This is a genomic window from Xanthomonas pisi DSM 18956 (assembly GCF_001010415.1).
In the GTDB taxonomy this organism is placed as follows: Bacteria; Pseudomonadota; Gammaproteobacteria; order Xanthomonadales; family Xanthomonadaceae; genus Xanthomonas; species Xanthomonas pisi.
On sequence record NZ_JPLE01000017.1, the window covers coordinates 44,596 to 67,098 of the forward strand.

Genomic DNA, 22,503 nt, shown 5'->3' on the forward strand with positions numbered 1-22,503 from the left:
ACGCACGCTGCACCCGACAGAAAGTGACCGTCCTCACATCAACGGCGTTGCGGTTTCATGCAGTGGCGAGAAACGACCGCGACAGTCGCCCTGCTGCATCGCCGCAGGCGATTTGCGCAGCGGCGTCTCGTCGCGGCTAAGGTTGCGAGCGCTGCTCGTGCTCGCGCTTGAACTGCAAGCAGGTGGCGTGAAAGCGCTCGAGAGCGGGCGAAAAAAACTTGTCGCGATGGGCGATCACAAAGAACCGCCGGGTCAGTCGCGGCAGCCCAGCGGTCAACGGCTTCAACTTCTTCGTTGCGATCAGCTCATCCACCACCCAGCGCGACAGGCAACTCACCCCCAGCCCCTGCACCACCATGTTCTTGATCGCTTCCGAGCTGCCGATCTGCCGGGTATCGGACAATGCATGCAGATGCCGCAGCAGCAACTGCTCGACCTCTTCACGCGTGCCCGAGCCAGGCTCGCGCAATAGCCAGTCGGCATCGCGCAGGTCGGTCAACGTGACCTTGGCCCGCTTGGCCAACGCATGCCGGCGACCGACCACGACCAGCAACTCGTCCACCAGCCACGGCTCGGCACGCAGCTCCGGCAGATGGCAGGGTCCTTCGATCAACCCCATGTCCAGCTCGAAGTCGGCCACCTTGCGTGCAATGGCGCTGCTATTGGCGCTTTCCATATCCACCCGCAGCGTGGGCGCCTGCTTGCGTAGCGCATGCAACAGCAGCGGTAACACATGATTGCCGATCGTCGTGCTGCACCCGATCTTCAAACGACCGGTAGAAGCCGCAGCGCCCGGTTCGAATCCCGCCTCGATCTCCTGTGCGCCATCGAGCAGCCTGCGCGCCTGCGGCAACAACGCCGCGCCCACATCGTTGAGCACCAGGCGTTTGCCGACGCGATCGAACAACTGCGTTTCCAACGCATGTTCCAGCTCATTGAGCGCGGCACTGGTGGCCGACTGCGACAACGCCACCGCCAGCCCGGCGCTGGTGGTACTGCCGTGCTGGGCGATGGCGCAAAAGATCTGGAGTTGCCGCAACGTCAGCCGCACGATCTACCTGCTTTACAAGTAATTGATAACGATATTACCCGTTTTACAGTTATGTCCTGCCGCTGGACACTGTTGCCATCACATTCTCCGACGCGTCACCCGCCGCCATGCCCACTGCGACTGCACTGCCCGTCCCCCGGAGGCTGCGCCCGTTCAAGGCGCTGTCCGGCCCGCGCGAAGTCATCCGCCAGTTCACCCCGAACTGGTTCGCTGCCACCATGGGCACCGGCATTTTCGCGCTGGCGCTTGGGCAACTGCCATGGCGGGCTCCGGGCCTGGCCGCGGTCGGCGAGTGCCTGTGGATGTGCAACGCTGCGCTGTTTGTGGTCTTCGCGCTGTTGTATGCCGCACGCTGGGTGCGGTTCTTCGATGAAGCCAGGCGGATCCTGGGGCACGCTGGCGCGTCGATGTTCCTGGGCACCATCCCGATGGGCCTGGCGACCATCATCAACGGTCTGCTGCTGTACGGCGTGCCGCGATGGGGCAGCGCCGTGCTGCCGCTGGCCGAGACCTTGTGGTGGGTGGACGTGGCGATGGCCTTGGCCTGCGGGGCGGGCGTGCCGTATCTGATGTTCACCCGGCAGCAGCACCGCATCGAGCAGATGACCGCCGTATGGCTGTTGCCGGTGGTGGCGGCCGAAGTGGCGGCGGCCAGCGGCGGGTTGCTGGCTCCGCACCTTGCCGATGCCGGCACGCGGTTCGCGGTGCTGATCGCCAGCTACGCGTTGTGGGCGTATTCGGTGCCGGTGGCGATGAGCATCCTGGTCATCCTGCTGCTCCGCATGGCCCTGCATCGGTTGCCGCCGGCCGGCATGGCAGCATCGAGCTGGTTGTCGCTCGGCCCCATCGGCACCGGTGCGCTGGGCATGCTGGTGATGGGCGCCGACGCCCCGGCGATCTTCGCCGCACACGGGCTGGCCGACCTCGGGCGGATCGCCGCGGGCATCGGTACGATCGGCGGCCTGCTGTTCTGGGGCCTGGGCGCCTGGTGGCTGCTGCTGTCGGTGCTGATCACCGCACGCTATTTCCGTGCAGAGGTGCCATTCAATCTGGGCTGGTGGGGCTTTACCTTCCCGCTCGGTGTCTACGCACTGGCCAGCTTGCAGCTCGGCGCACGGCTGCAGCTGATGTTCTTCACCGGTTTCGGCGTCGCCTTGGTCGTCGTGCTTGGCGTGGTCTGGGCACTGGTGGCGATCAGGACCCTGGCCGGCGCCTATCGCGGCAACCTGTTCGTGTCGCCCTGCATTGCAGACCTGCAAAGCGAAACGACTGCGCGGTGAGCGCTGCAGCCGGAGTGCTGGATCGATCCGTTGCCATGGATGAGCTCATTGCAACACCCGACCCGGCCGGCAACTGCGCGATCGTGCCTCGCATGGATTCGGTGCCATGACTGCATCCCCAACAGGCTCGGCCCACACCGGCGCAGTCAGGTAACAGGGTGAACTGCACCCACGGCAGTGACGTTGCACGCTGTAGCAATGCCTACCTGCAGCCGCGCACGCTGTGCTGACCCTGACGACAGCCGGCAGTTGCACACAGTCCGGCACGACCGCACGCACCGCCTGACGCGTCACCCCTCAACGATCGACCACGACCGGCGCAATTCCGACAGCGCTTTGCGGCGCATGCTCCGGCAGCGACGCCAGCACTGCGCTGCGGAAGCGCGCCGCGAATGCCGCATCGCTGGCCTGATAGAACGCACGCGCATTGGCCGAGAGCGCGTCCAGCGCGACCTGCGGCATGGCGAGCGCGGTGTCCACCGCCTGCGCGATTCCTGCTGCGTCGACGTAGTAGTAGGACGCCAGGCGCCGCTGGCGCACCTCGCCCACCGGAATCAGCACGCCATGTGCCGGCGTGACCAGCTCGTTCATCGGCTCGCCATCGGTGGCCAACGTCACCGCACCCACGCTCAGCGCTTCCATCAGGTAGTGCCCGAAGCCTTCGGCCTCGGAGGGGCAGAGGTGGAAAAGATGCGCGTTCTGCAGGCGGCGTAATTCCGCATCGTCGAGATAGCGCACGCGGTGATCGATATTCGGCGCCACCACCGGCTTGCCGGCCGTCCGCGGGTTCTGCACCACCGTCAGCAGCGGCCATTCCGGATGCTGCTTCCAGGTCTCCAGCAGCACGCGCGTGCCCTTGGCGGTACTGCGCCCGGCCAGATGGAAAAAGGCACGCTGGCGCGGCACCCGCGCATCGAAGCGATCCGGGCTGGTGAAGCCGATGAAACGCGTCGTGCAGCCCAGGCTCTGGAAAATCCGTTCGGCATGGCGGGTCTTGCACAGCACCGCGTCGAATTTCGGCAGCAACGGCAGCCATTTGGGCAACAGCCATTCCGGATTGGGCACCAACAGGTTGATCTGCCCCAGTGGCAGGCAGCGCGCATACACGCGTTCGGAAAAGATCTGCAGCGGGACCCGTCCGAACAGCGCGCGACTGGCCCACAGGCGCACCTCGCGCCCGGTGTCCTGCAAGCGCTGGCTGGTGAACCCCAGTTCCTGCACCGGCACGCCGCCGGCGCGCAGGGTCTGCGCCATCAGTACCATGTCGCGGGTCAGGCCCACGCCGTTATCGCGGCTGATCACCCGCATCATCGGAAACGCCTTGCCATGCACGCACTCGCCATCGGGATGGCGCAGTGTCGAAGCGATGGTCTCCTGCGTGATGTCCCGTCCCGTCATGTCGCCTTGCACATGTGCCAATAATTGACAAATTTGATCATTATGATGGGTGTTCCAGCCTTGCACCTGCGAGCACCATGTATCCGGTAGCCACCACCCTGCGCGGCCCAAACACCGCGCCACCGACGATGACCTCCATGGATATGCAACAACCCTGCGTTCTTGTGGTCGACGACGACCCGGACCTGCGCAAGCTCATCGGCGAATTTCTGAGCGCCCACGGTTACCAAGTCGACGTTGCCGAAAACGTGGCGGACATGCGCACACGCATGGCGCAGCGCCGCCCGGACCTCATCGTACTCGACGTGATGATGCCGGGAGAAGATGGGCTGAGCGCCGCACGTGCCCTGGCCAGCGAACGCGGTTCGCCGGCGGTCATCATGCTCAGTGCGCTGGGCAACGATACCGACCGCATCATCGGCCTGGAAGTGGGTGCCGACGACTACCTGGCCAAGCCCTGCAACCCGCGCGAACTGCTGGCGCGGGTACGCGCCCTGCTGCGCCGCAGCCAGGCCAGCAACGAGCAGGCCGATCAGCGCGGAAACGTCTACGAATTCGCCGGCTGGCGACTGGACGTGGTGCGCCGCGACCTGCGCGACCCGACCGGCATCTTCATCAACCTCTCCGACGGCGAGTTCGCGTTGCTGCGCACCTTCGTCGAGCATCCGCAGCGGGTGCTCAGCCGCGACCAGTTGCTGGACTATGCGCGCGGCCGCGATACCGACGTCTACGACCGTGCCATCGACAGCCAGATCAGCCGCCTGCGCCGCAAGATCAACGAGCGCGTCCATACCGAGTTGATTCGCACCGTACGCAACGAAGGCTACATGCTGCTGCCGGGCGTCTCGCGTCTGTGAGCAAACCGGCACGTCGCGGGCTGTCGATCTTTGCCCGCACGTTCGTCCTGCTGGCGGTGGCCCTGCTCACCGCCCAGGCCATCGGCATCGCCCTGCTGGTGATGCGCACGCCTGTCTACGAGCCGCCGGTGCACCCGCCGGAAGTGGTGGCGCTGCTGTCCACGCGCATGCCCGCCGGCACCCAGACCCTGAAGGTGCACGACGGCGCGCAGCCGCCGTCCGCACCGCCCGGCCAGGTCCGCGACGCCTTCGCCGAGATGCTGCTGGCGCACTGGCTGGACGTGGACGCGCAGCGCGTACGCTTCTATCGCAGTGCCGACGACCGCGAAAGCCCGCAACTGGCCGTCGACCGACCGCGGCATCTGCCCGGCCAGCCGCACGCCACCGATGCTGCAGGCAGCGACGGCCGGCAACGGATGTCGCCCGTATGGGTGTCCGGCCGCAAAGCCGGCGACCCGCCGTTCGGCAACGGGCGACGCCCGGACCAGGCGCCCGACGACTGGGAAAGCGAACGCCTGACCCCCGGGGTACCGTTGCTGGATGGCTTCACCGCCGCACTGCAGCAACCCGATGGCCGCTGGCGTACGGTGGAATCGCCGCGGCGGCGGCTGTCGGCCGAATTCAAGACCCATATCGTGCTGCTGTTCCTGGCCGGACTGCTCGCCAACGTGCCGCTGGCCTGGTGGTTCTCGCGAGCCTTGTCGGCCCCGATCAAGCGTTTTGCCGAAGCCGCCGACCGGCTGGGCCGCAATCCTCACGCCGCCGCGCTGCAACGCAGCGGCCCGCCGGAAATCGTCCGCGCCGCCGATTCGTTCAATGCGATGCAGGCGCGCCTGAACCGGCTGATCAACGAGCGCACCCACATGGTGGCGGCGATCGCACACGACCTGCGCACACCGCTGGCGCGGCTGTCGTTTCGACTGGACGACCTGCAACCGCCGTTGCGCGACAAGGCGCTGGCCGATATCGACGAGATGAAGGCGATGATTTCTGCGGCACTGGATTTCATCCAGAACGATCGCCATCGCGGCGAACGCGCGCCGCTGGACCTGCGCCTGCTGGTGGAGAGCGTGGTCGACAACGCCACCGATATCGGCGCCGACGCCGTGCTGCTGCCCGGCCCGACCATCACCCTGGATGGCGACCCGCTGGCATTGCGCCGGGCCGTGATGAACCTGCTCGAAAACGCCTTGAAATACGGCAAGTGCGCGCGCCTGCAGCTCACCCGTGATGGCGAGGATGGCGTGCTGTGGATCGACGACGACGGCCCCGGCATCGACCCTACCCAGCGCGAACAACTGCTGCTGCCGTTCGTGCGTGGCGAGTCCTCGCGCAACCGTGGCACCGGCGGCATCGGCCTGGGCTTGTCGGTGGCGCATAGCATCGTGCTGGCGCACGGCGGCGACTTGCGCCTGGACAATCGCGCCCAGGGCGGGCTGCGCGTGACAGTGCGCCTGCCCTGCATGCCGGAGCGGCGCTGACGGCAGACCGCAGCCGGCCGCACCGGATAGGGACGCAAGACCTGCAGCGGCATCGTCGCAGCGGTTGCGGCGAAACAGTTCAGCACCTGGCCATCGCGCCGATCCGGTGTCGGCAACGCGCTCGCCGGCAAACGACGCCGAGCATGCCGGCGACCATGCGCATCAAGCAGTGCGGAAGCCGCGCAAGCAAGGATGCACCACCGACAGCGCATCGCTCGCGCAGGCACACAGCACGACGCGCCGCACCGCGGCGCATTCGACCGGACAGCATGACTCAGTACGCAAACTCGCGGAACACGCGGTCGATATCGCCCTTCCATGCGCCGTGATACAGCGCCAGCTTGCGCTCGGCGGCGGTGACGCCGCTCTCGGCGATCTCGGCGATCACATCGACAAAGCCGGTTTCGTCCTGACCATCGCCATTCAAGCGTGCGCGCCGGCGCAGGCCTTCGCGGGCGATGTTGACCGCTTCCACCGCCAGGTCGCGCACGGTGCCGTGACGGAACGGCAAGCCCAGCGCATGCTTGGGCACGCCGTCACGCAAGGCGTGGCGTTCGGTCGGGCTGAAATCCTTGACCAGGTCCCAGGCCGCATCGAGCGCGGTCTGGTCGTACAGCAGGCCGACCCAGAACGCCGACAACGCGCACAGGCGATTCCACGGGCCGGCATCGGCGCCACGCATTTCCAGGTATTTCTTCAGGCGCACTTCCGGGAATGCGGTGGTCATGTGGTCCGACCAGTCGCGCAGCGTCGGCAACGCACCCGGCAAGGCCGGCAGCCTGCCCTGCATGAAATCGCGGAAGCTCTGCCCGCTGGCATCGACATAGACGCCGTTGCGATACGAGAAATACATCGGCACATCGAGCAGATAATCGACGTAGCGCTCGTAGCCGAAGCCGTCCTCGAACACGAAATCCAGCATGCCGGTGCGATCGGCGTCGGTGTCGGTCCAGATGTGCGAGCGATAGCTCAGGTAGCCGTTGGGCTTGCCCTCGGTGAACGGCGAATCGGCAAACAGGGCGGTGGCGATCGGTTGCAATGCCAGCGACACGCGGAACTTCTGCACCATGTCCGCTTCGGTGGCGTAATCCAGATTGACCTGCACCGTGCAGGTACGCGTCATCATGTCCAGGCCGAGCGAGCCGACCTTGGGCATGTAGTTCTTCATGATCTGGTAGCGGCCCTTGGGCATCCACGGCATCTGGTCGCGGCGCCACTTGGGCTGGAAACCCATGCCCAGGAACCCCAGCTGCAACTCGCCGGCCACCTGCGCCACTTCGTCCAGATGGGTGCCGGTTTCCACGCAGGTGTCATGCAGGGTTTGTACCGCTGCGCCTGACAGTTCCAGCTGGCCGGCCGGCTCCAGCGTCACCGAGGCGCCATCGCGCAGCAGCGCGATGGTGTGGCCGTTTTCCTGCACCGGTTCCCAGCCGAAACGGGTCAACCCGGTCAGCAGCGCCTGGATGCCACGCTCGCCTTCGAAGGTGGGGGCGCGCAGGTCGTCGAGCTGGAAGCCGAACTTTTCGTGCTCGGTCCCGATCCGCCAGTCCGCGCTGGGCTTCTCGCCGGAGGCGAGGACCTGGACCAGTTCCGCGCGTTCGGTGATCGGCGTTTCGGCAACGTGGCTGGGACTCGACAAGGGCAGGCTCGCAAACGTGAGGGGGTGGGACGATGTGGGGATACTCCCCAGCCACCGCAAGGCCCGCACTATACCCGTAGGGCATGCCAGAATTGCCGCTATCGGCCGGGTCTGAGATTTCCATCCATGCGCACGCCGCAGGATGGGCCGCCGTGCGCATCGCTGCGGTCGGCGCATCCGCCGCCGTGTCTGTTGCAATAGCCGGCCGCAACCGCTGCGCCCGCCGATCCCGGCTGCCGACGGGACCGTGCGGACGGCACGCAGGAGACGGCGAGCACTGGCTCGCCGTCTTGCATCGCATCAAAGGGCAGCGGCCATCGCAGCCGCCAGGCCTCACTCCGCGGCAGGCGCCACGACGTCCAGGCCCAGCCAACCGCCGACGATGCCGCGCAATTCGTCCACGCCCTGGCGCGATTCGCCGGAGTAGGTCTGCACGGTCACGCTGTCGCCGAAGCGCGAGGTCACTTCCTTCTTGACCTTTTGCAGGGTCTGCATCTGCTGGCCACGGCCGAGCTTGTCGGCCTTGGTCAGCAAGCCGTGCGCGGGCAGGCCGCGTTCGGCGGCATAGCCGAGCATCTGCAGGTCGTAATCCTTGAGCGGATGGCGGATGTCCATCACCACCACCAGGCCGCGCAGCGCCTCGCGGGTGCGGAAATAGCGGTCGATGAAGGCCTGCCAATGCGCCTGCAGGTCCTGCGGCACCTTGGCGTAACCGTAACCGGGCAGATCCACCAGATAGCGCTCGGGCTGGATCTGGAAGAACACCAGCTGCTGGGTGCGGCCAGGGGTCTTGGAGACGCGCGCAAGCGAATTCTGGCGGGTCAGCGCATTGAGTGCGCTGGATTTTCCGGCGTTGGAGCGGCCGGCGAAGGCCACCTCGTAGCCGCCATCGTCGGGCAATTGCCGGGCGTTGTGGGCGGACAGGTGGTAGCGGGCTTGTTCGATAAGGAGCGACATCCCGCTAGGATCGCACGTTCGGGCCCGACGGTTTTGCTGCACTGTTCGTTGACCCTGGCGCAAAGGCGTGTCGATAATCGAAGCACGCCTGCCACTGCCAGCACCCAACGCGCGCGGGCCGGGTCCATACGGAGCTTTAGCTGATGCGCCATGCTCGTGTGCTAGTCCTCGCCGTGCCGGTCGTTGCCGCCGTGGCGTTTGCGCAATCGGCGGTCACGCCGATCCCCGATCCACCGCCCGTGCGGGTTGCGCCGCTGGAGGTGGATCTGGCCAAGACCACCTGGGGCGATGCCAAGGCCGGCCAGGCCAAGGCGGCCGCCTGCGCGGCCTGCCACGGCCCGGACGGCAATCCGGCGGTGGCGATGTACCCGCGCATCGCCGGGCAAACCGAGCGCTACGTTGCGCATCAGGTGGCCTTGATCGCCAGCGGCGAGCGCAATACCGGGATGTCGGCGGTGATGGTCCCCTTCGTCAAGGACCTCACCGCGCAGGACATGCGCGATCTGGGCGCCTACTTCGCTACCCAGAAGGCATCGGCCGGGGTCGCCGACGATGCCGTGATCGCCGAAGGGCCTTATCAAGGCATGAAGTTCTACGAGGTCGGCGAAAAGCTCTACCGCGGTGGCGACATCGCGCGTGGCGTGCCGGCCTGCATGGCGTGCCACGGCCCGTCCGGTGGCGGCAATCCTGGCCCGGCGTATCCGCGCCTGGGCGGCCAGCATGCCGACTACGTCGCGCGGCGCCTGAAGGAGTACCAGGCCGGCACCACCCAGGAGCGCAATCCGGCGCTGTTCAATATCATGGCGCAGGTGGCACGCCCGCTGAGCGAGCAGGAGATCCAGGCGTTGTCGAGCTATCTGCAAGGTCTGCACGATCGCGCCGACGATGCCGCCGCTGCACAGACGCCTGCCGGGACACCGGCGCGCTCATGAGCTGAGGCGCCCACCCGCCCCACCGTGTCACGACGCCGGTCCCGCGACCGGCGTCGTCGTTTCCCGACCCCTCTCTCATCCCCCACGGAGCCTGCATGAATCTGCTTTCCCGCCTGTCCCTGCTGTTGTTGATCCTGGTGCCACTTTCGGCCTGCGCCGCCGACAAGGCGGCGCCGCCGGTCGAAGGCGAGGACTACACCCTGATCGACGGGGGCCAGCCGTACGCGCCACTGGCCGGCAAGGTCGAAGTGGTGGAAGTGTTCGGCTACACCTGCCCGCATTGCGCGCACTTCGAGCCGACGCTGGAAGCCTGGGCGGCCAAGCAGCCGTCCTACGTGCGCTTCACCCCGGTGCCGGCGGCCTTTGGCGGGTTCTGGGATGCGTTTGCGCGTGCTTACTTCGCCGCCGACATCCTCGGCGTGGCCAAGCGCAGTCACCGCGCCATGTTCGATGCCATCCACGAAAAGCAGAGCGTGCCGACCCAGAACGTGGCGCCGGAAGAACTGGCTGCGTTCTATGCCGACTACGGCGTACCGCAGCAGCGCTTCGTCGACACGTTCAAGAGCGAGGCGGTGGACGCCAGGCTCAAGGCGGCGCGCGAGTTTGCACAGCGCAGCAAGCTGCCCGGCACCCCGGCGATCATCGTCAACGGGCGTTACCTGATCGGCGCGCGCAACTACCCGGACATGCTGCGCGTGGCCGACTACCTGATCGCCCGCGAGCACGCCGCGCCTGCCAAGCGCTGAACCGCGTAACCGCCACCGACGGCCGCCCGTGGCATCATGCGCCCCGCGGCCGTCCGGCCCTTTCCTCGCCCCACGCTGGAGATCCAATCCGATGAAGACCCGCTTCGCCCTGACGCTGATGGCGCTGCTGCCGATCCTGGTCGCCTGCAAGGCCCAGGACGGCTCGTCCGACACCGCACCTGCCGCCACCACGCCGGCTGCCGAAGCGGCGCCTGCTCCGGCCGCTGCCACACCGGCTGCCGACCCCGCCGCACCGCCTGCGGTTGGCGAGAGCGCCAGCACCGCGCCCGCTGCCGCGCCCAGCGCCGCTCCGCGCGCACCGAACGGCCCCGAGCCGGTTGCCGGCACCGACTATGTAGATATCCCGGCAGGCCAGCCGTACCAGCAGGCCGCCGGCAAGATCGAAGTGGCCGAGATCTTTGGCTATGTCTGCCCCGCCTGCAACGCGTTCCAGCCGCTGGTCGGTCCGTGGAAGGCCGGCCTGCCGTCGGACGTGCATTTCGTCTACGTGCCGGCGATGTTCGGCGGCCCCTGGGATGACTATGCGCGTGCCTTCTATGCCGCCGAGACCCTGGGCGTGCAGGAAAAGACCCACGAAGCGCTGTACAAGGCCATCCACGTCGACCAGACCCTCAAGGGCGAGCGCGGCAAGGATTCGGTGCAGGACATCGCTGCCTTCTACGCCAAGTACGGCGTGGACCAGAAGACCTTCATCGACACCATGAGCAGCTTCGGCGTCTCGGCCAAGACCAACCGCGCCAAGCAGTTCGCCACCCGTAGCCAGATCACCGGCACGCCGTCGCTGATCGTCAACGGCAAGTACCTGGTCAAGGGCAAGAGCTTCCCGGACATGCTGCGCATCGCCGATCACCTGATCGCGCGCGAACGCGCCACCCTGGCCAAATGAGCCGGGCGACCGCCGCATCGTGAACGCTTCGGACTCGCGCACCCTGCGGGTGCTGACCGCCAATATCCAGGCCGGCTCCAGCACCCGCCGTTACAGCGATTACGTGACCCGCAGCTGGTCGCATGCATTGCCGCTAGGCGCAAAGCGCACCAGCCTGGACAGCATCGCCAAGCTGGCCGGCGACCGCGACATCGTCGGCCTGCAGGAGGCCGACCCGGGCAGCCTGCGCTCGGGCTTTACCAACCAGACCCACTATCTGGCCGAACGTGCCGGTTTCCACTACTGGAGCCACCAACCCAACCGCCGCATGGGCGGGGTGGCCTCCAGCGCCAACGGCTTGCTGAGCAAGCTGGAACCGCTGGAAGTCCAGGACCACGCCCTGCCCGGCCGCATCGGCGGACGCGGCATCCTGCTGGCCAAGTTCGGGCAGGGTCGCGACGGGCTGGCGGTGGCGGTGGCGCATCTGTCGCTGGGCGCCAATTCGCGCATGTCCCAGTTGGCCTTCATCGCCGAGCTGCTCTCCGAGCATCCCAACGCGATGCTGATGGGCGACTTCAACTGCGTGGCCGACCGGCCGGAAATGCAGGCGTTGTATCGGCATACGCGATTGCAGCCACCGAGCTGCGTGGTGCACACCTTCCCGAGCTGGCGCCCGGACCGGGCGATCGACCATATCCTGGTCAGCGACAGCCTGGCGATCGAGCACACCGAAGCGATTCCTGCCGCGTTCTCCGATCACCTGGCAGTCGGCATGGATATCCGCGTTCCGCTGCAGTTGCTGCGCTAGCGCACGCAAAGTGCCGACGGGTTCGCACTGGCGAACTCGACCGACCACACCCCCTAGACACCGCCTGTGCGATAACGCAGGCGGTTTTTCGTTGGGAGCACGTCACGTGATACGCAGCGTATGAGTGCGTCGGTATGAGTGCAGTCGAGCCGCAGCCGTTGCCGGTGCGCACCTTGCGGCCGGTGTTCTTGCTGGCGGCGACGGTGGTGTGCACATTCGCCTTGCTGGTTGCGCTGTTTCCGCTGGACGCCGGCCGCGTGTTGCTGGATGCGCAGACCTGGGCCTCGCGCAACGTCGGTTGGTACTACCTGCTGGCAATGACGGTGTATCTGGTGTTCGTGCTCGGCGTGGCGTTGTCCAGCTACGGCAACATCAAGCTCGGCGCCGATCACGACGAACCGGAATTCAGCTATCTCTCCTGGGCCGGCATGTTGTTCGCCGCCGGCATCAGCATCACGCTCTTCTTCTTCTGCGTCTCCGAACCGCTCACCCATTACCTGCAGCCGCCACAAGGCGGCACCGGCAGCGGCGAAGCGTCGGCACGACAGGCGATGCAGTTGCTGTTCCTGCATTGGGGCCTGCACGGCTGGGGCGTGTTCGCGTTGGCGGCGATGGCGCTGGCGTACTTCGCCTTCCGTCATAACCTGCCGTTGGCCCTGCGCTCGGCGCTGTATCCGCTGATCGGCAAGCGCATCAATGGGCCGATCGGCTATACCGTGGATGCGCTGGGCATCGTGGCCACGGTGTTCGGCATCGGCGCGGACATGGGCTTTGGCGTGCTGCATCTCAATGCCGGGCTGAGCACCTTGTTCGATGTGCCGCATACGCACTGGGTGCAGGTCGCGTTGATCGTGGCGATGATGGGCGCAGCCATCGTGGTGGCGGTATCGGGCGTGGAAAAGGGCGTGCGCTGGATGTCGGACATCAATATGTTGCTGGCGATCGCGCTGCTGCTGTTCATGCTGTTTGCCGGTCCGACGCAGTATCTGCTCAATGCCCTGATGCAGAACCTGGGCGACTACCTGGGCAGCGTGGTCGGCAAGAGTTTCGACGTCTACGCCTATGGCGGACGTGCCGACTGGCTGGGCAACTGGACGGTGTTCTACTGGGCGTGGTGGATCGGCTGGGCGCCGTTCGTCGGTCTGTTCATCGCGCGCATTTCGCGCGGCCGCACCATTCGCGAATTCGTGCTGGGCGTGTTGCTGATACCGCTCGGTTTCACCCTGGCGTGGCTGTCGATCTTCGGCAACAGCGCGCTGGATCAGTTGCTTCATCATGGCCAGGGCGCGTTGGCGCAACAGGCCATCGATGCGCCACAGACAGTGCTGTACTCGCTGCTGCAAAGCTATCCGTGGAGCCGCACGGTGATCACGGTGACGGTGGTAATCAGCTTCGTGTTCTTTGTCACCTCAGCCGATTCCGGCACCGTGGTGCTGTCCACGCTGTCCTCGCACGGCGGCGAGCCGCACGACGACGGCCCGCGCTGGCTGCGCGTGTTCTGGGGCGTACTCACCGCCGTGGTCACTGCAGGTTTATTGCTGGCCGGCAGCATGGACGCGCTGAAATCGGCGGTGGTGCTGGCATCGCTGCCGTTTTCCGCGGTGTTGCTGCTGATGGCGTGGGGTCTGTCGCGCGCGCTGAGCGAGGAATCGCAGCGCAAGCGCGCACAGCTCTACAGCCCCAGTCCGTTGATCGGGCAATCGCGTCATCACGGCGGCTGGCGCCAGCGGCTTGGCCAGGCGATGCACTTCCCGGCGCGCGACGAGGTCTACCGCTTCATGCACGACCAGGTGCGCCCGGCGATCGAAGCGGTGACCGCGCAGCTGCAGGAAGAAGGCTGGAAGGTCAGCAGCCGGATCGACGACGGCGACATGGAAATCAGCGTCGATCACGGCGAACAGCAAGGCTTCCGCTACCAGGTGGTGATGCGTGGGTATCTCACCCCGTCGTTCGTGGCGCAACGCTTCCGCAACCAACGGTATTACCGCGCCGAAGTCTATCTGTACGAAGGCAGCCAGGACTACGACCTGGTTGGCTACAGCCGCGAACAGATCATCAACGACATCATCGATCAATACGAGCGTCACCTGCAGTTTCTGCACCTCACGCGCTGAGCTGCGTCGCTGCGGCGACCGTCCCAAGGAGGTTAGTCATGCCACGTTTTCCCGACCAGCTGCTGTACATCGGCGGCCGTTATGTTCCCGCCCGCGGCGGCCACACATTCGAAGTCACCAACCCCGCTACCGGCGAGGTGCTGGCCAACGTGCACAACGCTGGCGCCGACGACCTGGACGCTGCGGTCGATAGCGCCAAGGCCGGCCAACGCGTGTGGGCCGCGCTGACGACGGTGGAGCGCTCGCGCATCCTGCTACGTGCGGTCGCGTTGCTGCGCGAGCGCAACGATGCGCTGGCCGAGCTGGAGACGCTCAACACCGGCAAGCCGTTGAGCGAAACCCGCAGCGTGGACATCGTCACCGGTGCCGACGTGCTGGAGTATTACGCCGGCGTGTCGCAGGCGCTGCAAGGCGCGCAGGTACCCTTGCGCGAAGGGAGCTTCTTCTATACCCGGCACGAACCGCTGGGCGTGGTCGGCGCCATCGGCGCGTGGAATTACCCGATCCAGATCGCGCTCTGGAAGGCCGCACCGGCACTGGCCGCGGGCAACGCGATGATCTTCAAGCCCAGCGAAGTCACTCCGCTCACCGCACTCAAGCTGGCGGAACTGTTCACCGAAGCCGGCCTGCCCGATGGTGTGTTCAACGTACTGCCCGGCGATGGCGCCAGCGTGGGTACCGCGCTCACCGAACATCCGCAGATCGAAAAGATCAGCTTCACCGGAGGCACCGCCACCGGACGCAAGGTGATGGCCAGCGCATCGAGTTCGTCATTGAAAGACGTGACCATGGAGCTGGGCGGCAAATCCCCGCTGATCGTCTGCGCCGACGCCGACCTGGACCTGGCCGCGGACATCGCGATGATGGCCAACTTCTACAGCTCCGGCCAGGTGTGCACCAATGGCACTCGCGTGTTCGTGCCGCGCGCGCTGCGCACCGCTTTCGAAGCGCGGCTGCTGGCACGCGTGCAACGCATCCATATCGGCGACCCGCTCGATGAACGCACCACCTTCGGCCCGATGGTCAGCGCCGCGCACATGCAGCGCGTGCTGGACTACATCGAACAAGGCAAGGCCGAGGGCGCGCGCCTGCTGTGCGGCGGCGAGCGCCTGCGCGATGGCGCGCTGGCGCAAGGTTGCTACGTGGCACCGACCATCTTCAGCGATTGCAGCGACGTGATGACCATCGTCCGCGAGGAAATCTTCGGGCCAGTGCTGAGCCTGCTCCCCTATGACGACGAAGACGAAGCGGTGACGCGCGCCAATGCCACCACCTACGGATTGGCCGCCGGTGTGGTCACGCCCGATCTGGCGCGTGCGCATCGGCTGATCCACCGCCTGGAAGCAGGCATCTGCTGGATCAACACCTGGGGCGAGTCGCCCGCACCGATGCCGGTGGGCGGTTACAAGCAGTCCGGCGTGGGCCGCGAAAACGGCTTGGCCACCCTGCAGGCCTATACCCGCACCAAGTCGGTCCAGGTCGAACTGGAACGCTACGCCTCGGTGTTCTGAGCGACTGGCAACACCTGGCACACCGTCGCCAGCAATGTCGGCGGCGTGCAGACGCTGCAGTGTGCGGTAGCGCTGCCGCTTCGAGCACCGGCATCAATGCCCACTGCGCAATCGTTTTGAACGCCGCTTCAAGCCGGCACCGCAACAGGAGACCACCATGCAACGCGAATACGACTACATCATCATCGGCGCCGGTTCGGCAGGCAACGTGCTGGCCGCGCGCCTGACCGAAGATCCGGGCGTCACCGTGTTGCTGCTGGAAGCGGGCGGGCCGGACTACCGGCTGGACTTCCGCACCCAGATGCCAGCCGCGCTGGCATTCCCGTTGCAGGGCCGCCGCTACAACTGGGCCTATGAAACAGAACCGGAGCCGCACATGGACAATCGGCGCATGGAGTGCGGGCGCGGCAAGGGCCTGGGCGGCTCGTCGTTGATCAACGGCATGTGCTACATCCGCGGCAACGCGCTCGATTTCGATCACTGGGCCAAACGCCCGGGGCTGGAGGACTGGAGCTACCGCGATGTGCTGCCGTACTTCCGCAAGGCCGAGACGCGCGACATCGGCGCCAACGACTACCACGGCGGCGAAGGCCCGGTGAGCGTGGCGACGCCCAAGAACGACAACAACGTGCTGTTCCATGCCATGGTCGATGCCGGCGTGCAGGCCGGCTACCCGCGCACCGACGATCTCAACGGCTATCAGCAGGAAGGCTTCGGGCCGATGGACCGCACCGTGACCCCGCGCGGGCGCCGCGCCAGTACCGCACGCGGCTATCTGGACATGGCCAAGCCGCGCGATGGCTTGCAGATCGTCACCCATGCAACCACGGACCGCATCCTGTTTGCCGGCAAGCGCGCGATCGGCGTGCATTACCTGGTCGGCAACAGCAGCGAGGGCATCGATGCGCATGCGCGCCGCGAAGTGCTGGTGTGTGCGGGCGCCATCGCCTCACCGCAGCTGTTGCAGCGCTCCGGTGTCGGCGCGCCCGATCTGCTGCGTGCACTCGACGTCCAACTGGTCCACGACCTGCCCGGCGTCGGCCAGAATCTGCAGGATCATCTGGAGGTCTACATCCAGTACGCGTGCACCAAGCCGGTCTCGTTGTACCCGGCGCTGCAATGGTGGAACCAGCCTGCAATTGGCGCCGAGTGGCTGTTCGCCGGCACCGGCACCGGCGCCAGCAACCAGTTCGAAGCCGGCGGCTTTATCCGCACGCGCGATGAGTTCGACTGGCCCAACATCCAGTACCACTTCCTGCCGGTGGCGATCAACTACAACGGCAGCAATGCCGTGAAAGAACATGGGTTTCAGGCACATGTCGGCTCGATGCGCACGCCCAGCCGCGGGCGCGTGCATGCCGCCTCGCGCGACCCGCGCCAGCATCCGTCCATCCTCTTCAACTACCAGTCCACCGATCAGGACTGGCAGGAATTTCGCGACGCAATCCGCATCACGCGCGAGATCATCGCGCAGCCCGCACTCGATGCCTACCGCGGGCGAGAGATCAGCCCCAGCGCCGATTGCAAGACCGACGCCGAGCTGGACGCGTTCGTCCGCTCGCGTGCAGAAACCGCGTATCACCCGTCGTGCTCGTGTGCGATGGGCACCGATGACATGGCCGTGGTGGATGGACAAGGCCGCGTGCACGGCATGGAAGGCCTGCGCGTCATCGACGCCTCGATCATGCCGCGCATCATCACCGGCAACCTCAACGCCACCACCATCATGATTGCCGAGAAGATCGCCGACCGCATGCGGGGTCGCACGCCGCTGCCGCGCAGCACCGCCGATTACTACATCGCCGGCGACGCGCCGGTGCGTCGGTAACGCTCGGCCGACGCTGTGCGGATGCGTGTGGCGCAACGACGCCTCATGCACTCGCCGCGAAGCGACGCCAGGCACCGCTGTCTGCCGGAAGATGCCCCTAGCCAGGGCGCGCCGGCGACGCTGCATCGCCCCGCGACAGCGCCGCCAGGCGCGGCAGGCCATCGCTTCGCACACGTGGGATATGCTTTGCGCATGAACTCGGATATCCACCCGGAAGCCGCCATCGCACCCGGCTATCTGGCCAACCATGCCGCGCGCGTCTTCAATCGCAGTGTCGACACCCGCCTGCGCGAACACGGGCTGACCCTAGCGCTCATCGCGCCGTTGCTGCTGCTGTCGTGGAAAGGCCCGATGCTGCAGCGGGACCTGGTGCGCCACTCCGCAGTGAAACAGCCGGCGATGGCCGCGCTGCTGGACAAGCTCGAAGCGATGGCGCTGATTGCGCGCGAGGCGATGTCCAGCGACAAACGCGCCGCCACTGTCCGGTTGACCGATGCTGGCAAAGACGCCGCCGCCGCCGGGCGCACGGCCCTGCTTCACTTCAATGCAGTCGGCGTCTCGGGATTTTCCAGCGAGGAAGCCGAACTGCTGACCGTTCTGCTTGGCCGACTGATCGCCAACCTGGAATCCGTTGCAGGCGAATAGCATCACGCATGATATTTAAGTATCATGCGTGATATACATTCACTGCAGGAGCGGCATCATGTCCCCTCGGATTCTCATCAGCGGCGCAAGCGTCGCTGGGACCACTGCAGCATGGTGGCTTGACGCCTACGGCGTCGACGTCGAGGTCGTCGAACGCGCGCCGGACTTTCGCGATGGCGGCCAGAACGTCGACGTGCGCGGCAATGCCCGCGAGGTGCTGCGCCGCATGGGGTTGGAAGCGCGTGCATTCGAACGCAGTACCAAGGAGCTCGGCACCGATTGGGTGGGCGAAGACAATCGCGTCATTGCGCGCTTCAAGGCAGACGCATCCGACACCGACAGCGGGCCCACCGCCGACCTGGAAATCCGGCGCGGCGACCTTGCGCGCATCCTGTACGACGCCACCCGCGAGCGCGTGCCCTATCGCTTCGGCGACAGCATTCGCGACCTTGCCCAGGACCAGGACGGCGTCGACATCACCTTCCACAGCGGCCGCTCCGCACGCTACGACGCAGTCGTGGTCGCCGAAGGCGTCGGCGCACAGACGCGTGAACTGGTGTTTCCCGGCGAGAACGTGCCGTACTGGATGGACATGACCATCGCCTACTTCAGCATTCCCCGACTGCCGCACGACGGTGCGTATGCCAGGCAATACAACACGGTGGGCGGCCGTGGCGCGGCGTTGAAACCCGCGCTGGACGGCAAGCTGGGCGCCTATCTCGGCCTGCAGAAGCGGCCCGAGGGCGAGAACGCGTGGAGCCTGGAACGGCAACGGCGCTACATGCAAGCGCAATTCGCCAACGACGGCTGGGAGTTTCCGCGCATTCTCGACGCGATGAAGGATGTCGACGATTTCTACTTCGAGGTACTGCGGCAGGTGCGCATGCCGCGATGGTCCGCCGGCCGGGTGGTGTTGACCGGCGATGCCGCATGGTGCCCCACATCGCTGTCGGGCATCGGCACGACGCTGGCGATGGTCGGCAGCTATGTGCTGGCCGGTGAACTCGCCCAGGCCAGCGCAGCGCCGCAGGCGTTTACGCACTACGAACGGATCATGCGTCCGTTCGTCAAAGAGGGGCAGAACGTCCCCAAGATCGTCCCGCGCCTGCTCTGGCCGCACTCCGCTGTCGGGCTGAGGCTGCTGCGCGGCGCAATGCGCCTGGCAGGCACCCCGCTTGTCCGACGCATCATCAACAACAGCTTCGCGCGCGATTCCAACAGCATCGCCTTGCCAGACTATCGCCCGGTGGAGCCGCGCTGACAGGGCCGTTGTCGCCGATCGACGACAATGACAACGACAACGAATGCACCAAAGCGCACCGCTGCGATACCCAGGCAACCGGCACCTGCGCATCCCATGCCATGACCAGGCGCGCTGCGACGACGACCGCTCCGCAGCGTCGCGGTTACCCAAGCCGCCTGCGTGGTTCCTGCCGAAGAAACCACGCAGCGTCAGGCGCCGCTAGAACTTCAGATCCGCACGCACATACCAGAACCGCCCCCCGGGGATGTCGTAGGTCGAGGCGTCGTAACCGTTGAGTGAGCACGACAGGCAGATCGGTGGATCCTTGTCGAAGACGTTGTTCAGGCCGGCGTTGAGTTGCAGGCCCTTGAGCCAGTCGAAGCGATACCCCACCTGTGCATCGTGATAGGTGATCGCATCCAGCCGATTGGTACCGTCGGCCGGGTTGGAGCACACCGCAAACTCCACCGCATCGCCGCACTGCTCGGTGAGCTTGGAGATGTGGCGCGCCGTCCACGATGCGGTCCAGTTGCCCAGCGACCAATCCAGGACGGCATTGCTGGTCCACTCGGGAATCGCACTGTCGACCACTTCGATCCCCGGCCCCTGCGGCTGCCGCTGCCCGGCCGCGCCCAATGCTTCGTAACGGCCCACGAAGGTGTTTTGCCATGACAGCTTGAAGCGGCCGAATGCGCTTTCCGGCAGCGTCCAGAACAGGTCCACGTCCCACCCATCGGTCTTGATCGAGCCCAGGTTGGTCAGCCGGTTGTTGAAGGCGTTGATGCCGCCGGTGGACGCGCGCCCGATGCCATCGCAATACAGCGCATCCAGCGTATCGACGCACAGATCCAGCTGGGTCTGCGCGTTGATGGCCTGGATCGCGCCATCGACGTGATGGCGATAGAACGTCACCTCCATGTCCAGACGGTCGGACCAGCTGGCGTTGCTGGCAAAGCCCGGGCTGAACACAAAGCCGGCGCTGAAGCTGCGCGAGCGCTCCGGATCCAGTTGCTCGTTGCCGCCGGTGGTGACCGAGATCTGCTGGTTGGCCTGCTGGTAACCGCCCGGCACTCCCAGTGCGGCGCAGTTGGCCGCACTGCCGCGCGGCGCGGTGCCGCCCAGGCCGATCGAGCACGGATCCGATAGCTGCAGATCGGCGCGCGCCGCCGAACCGAACAGCTCGCCGATGGTCGGCGCACGGAAACCTTCGGCATAGCTGGTACGCAACACCAACTCATCGGTGACCTGCCAGCGCAGACCGTACTTGGGCGTGAACTCGCCACCGAAAGTGGAGTAATCCGAATAGCGGCCGGCGATGTTCAGGTCGAGTTTGTCGCCCAACGGCGAGTTGGCGAAGATCGGGATATTGAGCTCGAGATAGGCCTCGTTGACGTCGTAGCTGCCGGAGGTCGGCAACGACGGCACGCCGTTGTAGCGGCCGGCCACGGTGAGCGGATCGGGCTGATACGAGCCTTCGTACTTGCGGTATTCGTAGCCGCTGGCAAACGACACCGCGCCGCCCGGCAGCTGGAACAATTCGCTGCTGAGGTTGGCGGTGAACAGGCTCAACTCGTTCTGGCTGCGGTCGCGCACCACCGGCTGGATCCAGCGCAACATGTCCGGGGTGATGCTTCCCGCGCCGCTGAAGATATCCAGCGGCACGCAACCGGCCACCGCCGCGCACGCGGCCGGGTCGCCCAAGGCCAGATTGATGTTGAACAGGTTGTAGCTGCCGTAGTTGGTCTGCTCGGCCTTGTTCTTGCTGTACATGCCGTTGACGTCCCAATACCAGGTGCGCGCGGCCGCTTCGAACGTACCTACCAACCCGGTGCCAACGTACTGCGTATCCACCTGCTGCTCGTAGCGACGCGGCCCGCCCTCCACCGGACGCCGGCCGATCTGGATCAGGTTGGTGGCCGAGTTCAGATCGAAGCCGAACGGATTGAACGGATTCAAGCCGGAAATCACGATGTTGTCAGCGAGCGGATTGCCGGTGCCGGCATCGGGGCCGAGAAAGATCGGCTCCGGTGCGGCCTGGTTGGTCGACTCGCGGCGATTGCCCAAAGCCTTGACGTACCACTGCACGTCGTCGTTGAAGTAATAGCGAAATTGCGCAAACACGCCCTTGCGCTCGGACGGTGTCAGCAGCAGGTTCTGCTCGGCGAAGTTGTAGCGGTCTGCGGTGCCGAAGCAGTGGTAGTCATCGCTGCGTGTGCACCCCGCGCTGCCGTCGTATTGCGGGGTGCCCACGCCCGCATTGGGCGTGAGGTTCTGGCGCGCGCCGGTCGTGGGATCGACGAACTGAAAGCGCCCATCCGGTGTGGCCGAACTGCCGAAGGTCAGTCCGGTGCCCGGGATCGGAAAGCGCGCCTGCGCACGGTCGCGCGCATAGATCGGGTCCTGCTTGACGTAGCTGGCGCCCAGAAACAGGCTGAAGTCCTCGCCGCTGGTGCCCCAGGCCAGGTCCACGCCCTGGTTGGCACCATCGCCCTTGCCGTACTGGCCGTAGTTGAGGGTGACCTGCGCGCCGTCGAAGCTGCGCCGGGTGATGATGTTGACCACGCCGGCAATCGCATCGGAGCCGTACAACGACGAAGCGCCGTCTTCGAGCACTTCGATGCGTTCGACGATCGCCAGCGGGATGGTGTTGAGGTCGGTCGAGGAGCCCACGCCCGAGGCGGACGACTCGTTGACCCAGCGGATGCCATCGACCAGCACCAGCACGCGCTTGGAGCCCAGGTGGCGCAGATCCACCTGCGCCGAACCCGCACCCACGCCGCTGCCGTCGGGCGGAAAGCCGAAATTGCCGGACGAATTGAACTTGGCATTGAGCGCCGAACCGGACGCGGTGAGTTCCTGCAGTACTTCGCCGATCGAGGTCAGGCCGGTACGTTCGATATCTGCGCGGTTGAGCGTCTGGATCGGCACCTGACCTTGCAGCTCCGCAGTTTTGATGCGGGTGCCGGTGACTTGCACGCTATCGAGCGTACGCGTGCCGGGGGCGGCTTCGGGCTGTTGCGCCCAGGCCAGCGTGGGGATCAGACACAACGACAGCTGCACGGCCATGCATGACCGAGACGGGGCAATCAGACGCTTCATCCTTTCTCTCTCCAGAAGGATTTCCAAG

At 66.0% G+C, this 22,503-nt stretch carries 17 protein-coding genes; 12 read left to right on the forward strand and 5 right to left on the reverse strand.

All coding sequences use genetic code 11. The annotated features are described in order from the left end of the window. Positions 1–136: 136 nt before the first annotated feature. Positions 137–1,051 carry a LysR family transcriptional regulator gene (locus Y887_RS04915; protein WP_046963272.1) on the reverse strand — a complete coding sequence of 305 codons (915 nt, stop codon included), beginning with the start codon at positions 1,049–1,051 and terminating at the stop codon, positions 137–139. Positions 1,052–1,158: 107 nt separating this feature from the next. Here Y887_RS04915 and Y887_RS04920 point away from each other — a divergent pair, with 107 nt between their 5' ends. Continuing rightward, positions 1,159–2,331 (forward strand): TDT family transporter, encoded by a 1,173-nt coding sequence (locus Y887_RS04920; protein ID WP_046963273.1) that lies wholly within the window; start codon positions 1,159–1,161, stop codon positions 2,329–2,331. A 297-nt stretch (positions 2,332–2,628) separates the two neighbouring features. On the opposite strand, the gene Y887_RS04925 is transcribed toward Y887_RS04920, so the two are convergent. Then, the gene (locus Y887_RS04925) at positions 2,629–3,729 is read right to left on the reverse strand and encodes a glycosyltransferase (RefSeq protein ID WP_046963383.1); all 1,101 of its coding nucleotides are present in this window, start codon (positions 3,727–3,729) and stop codon (positions 2,629–2,631) included. A gap of 137 nt (positions 3,730–3,866) precedes the next feature. Between Y887_RS04925 and Y887_RS04930 the strand changes: the two genes are divergently transcribed. Further along, positions 3,867–4,586 carry a response regulator gene (locus Y887_RS04930; protein ID WP_104611981.1) on the forward strand — a complete coding sequence of 240 codons (720 nt, stop codon included), beginning with the start codon at positions 3,867–3,869 and terminating at the stop codon, positions 4,584–4,586. Next, the gene (locus tag Y887_RS04935; protein WP_046963275.1) at positions 4,583–6,067 is read left to right on the forward strand and encodes an ATP-binding protein; all 1,485 of its coding nucleotides are present in this window, start codon (positions 4,583–4,585) and stop codon (positions 6,065–6,067) included. Before Y887_RS04930 ends, Y887_RS04935 begins: the two co-directional genes overlap by 4 nt. A gap of 274 nt (positions 6,068–6,341) precedes the next feature. Here the strand turns inward: Y887_RS04935 and Y887_RS04940 are convergent, their stop codons facing one another. Then, a complete protein-coding gene (locus Y887_RS04940; protein ID WP_046963276.1) occupies positions 6,342–7,706 on the reverse strand; it encodes a glutamate--cysteine ligase in 1,365 nt (454 codons plus the stop codon). A 333-nt stretch (positions 7,707–8,039) separates the two neighbouring features. Next, complete coding sequence (gene yihA, locus Y887_RS04945; RefSeq protein ID WP_046963277.1) at positions 8,040–8,663, reverse strand: ribosome biogenesis GTP-binding protein YihA/YsxC; 624 nt, start codon at positions 8,661–8,663, stop codon at positions 8,040–8,042. 143 nt (positions 8,664–8,806) lie between these two features. On the opposite strand from yihA, the gene Y887_RS04950 reads away from it, so the two are divergent. The 9 genes from Y887_RS04950 to Y887_RS04990 all read left to right on the forward strand — a co-directional run bounded on the left by Y887_RS04950 (position 8,807) and on the right by Y887_RS04990 (position 19,394). After that, on the forward strand, positions 8,807–9,595 hold the full coding sequence (locus tag Y887_RS04950; protein WP_046963278.1) for a c-type cytochrome: 789 nt from the start codon (positions 8,807–8,809) through the stop codon (positions 9,593–9,595). Positions 9,596–9,690: 95 nt separating this feature from the next. Continuing rightward, on the forward strand, positions 9,691–10,341 hold the full coding sequence (locus Y887_RS04955; RefSeq protein WP_046963279.1) for a thiol:disulfide interchange protein DsbA/DsbL: 651 nt from the start codon (positions 9,691–9,693) through the stop codon (positions 10,339–10,341). Between the two features lie 91 nt (positions 10,342–10,432). Beyond that, positions 10,433–11,248, forward strand: coding sequence for a thiol:disulfide interchange protein DsbA/DsbL (locus tag Y887_RS04960; RefSeq protein ID WP_046963280.1), 816 nt, complete (start codon positions 10,433–10,435; stop codon positions 11,246–11,248). 49 nt (positions 11,249–11,297) lie between these two features. Then, positions 11,298–12,035: an endonuclease/exonuclease/phosphatase family protein gene (locus Y887_RS04965; RefSeq protein ID WP_046963281.1), complete on the forward strand. Its 738-nt coding sequence runs from the start codon at positions 11,298–11,300 to the stop codon at positions 12,033–12,035. A gap of 134 nt (positions 12,036–12,169) precedes the next feature. Further along, a complete protein-coding gene (gene betT, locus Y887_RS04970; RefSeq protein ID WP_046963282.1) occupies positions 12,170–14,149 on the forward strand; it encodes a choline BCCT transporter BetT in 1,980 nt (659 codons plus the stop codon). 38 nt (positions 14,150–14,187) lie between these two features. Beyond that, entirely contained in the window at positions 14,188–15,660 is a 1,473-nt protein-coding gene (betB, locus tag Y887_RS04975) for a betaine-aldehyde dehydrogenase (RefSeq protein WP_046963283.1), read from the forward strand. Positions 15,661–15,817: 157 nt separating this feature from the next. Continuing rightward, positions 15,818–17,488 carry a choline dehydrogenase gene (gene betA / locus Y887_RS04980; RefSeq protein ID WP_046963284.1) on the forward strand — a complete coding sequence of 557 codons (1,671 nt, stop codon included), beginning with the start codon at positions 15,818–15,820 and terminating at the stop codon, positions 17,486–17,488. 192 nt (positions 17,489–17,680) lie between these two features. Further along, a complete protein-coding gene (locus Y887_RS04985; protein ID WP_046963285.1) occupies positions 17,681–18,133 on the forward strand; it encodes a MarR family winged helix-turn-helix transcriptional regulator in 453 nt (150 codons plus the stop codon). A 58-nt stretch (positions 18,134–18,191) separates the two neighbouring features. Next, positions 18,192–19,394 carry an FAD-dependent monooxygenase gene (locus Y887_RS04990; protein ID WP_046963286.1) on the forward strand — a complete coding sequence of 401 codons (1,203 nt, stop codon included), beginning with the start codon at positions 18,192–18,194 and terminating at the stop codon, positions 19,392–19,394. A gap of 201 nt (positions 19,395–19,595) precedes the next feature. Here the strand turns inward: Y887_RS04990 and Y887_RS04995 are convergent, their stop codons facing one another. Continuing rightward, positions 19,596–22,475, reverse strand: coding sequence for a TonB-dependent receptor (locus Y887_RS04995; RefSeq protein ID WP_046963287.1), 2,880 nt, complete (start codon positions 22,473–22,475; stop codon positions 19,596–19,598). Positions 22,476–22,503 lie beyond the last annotated feature (28 nt).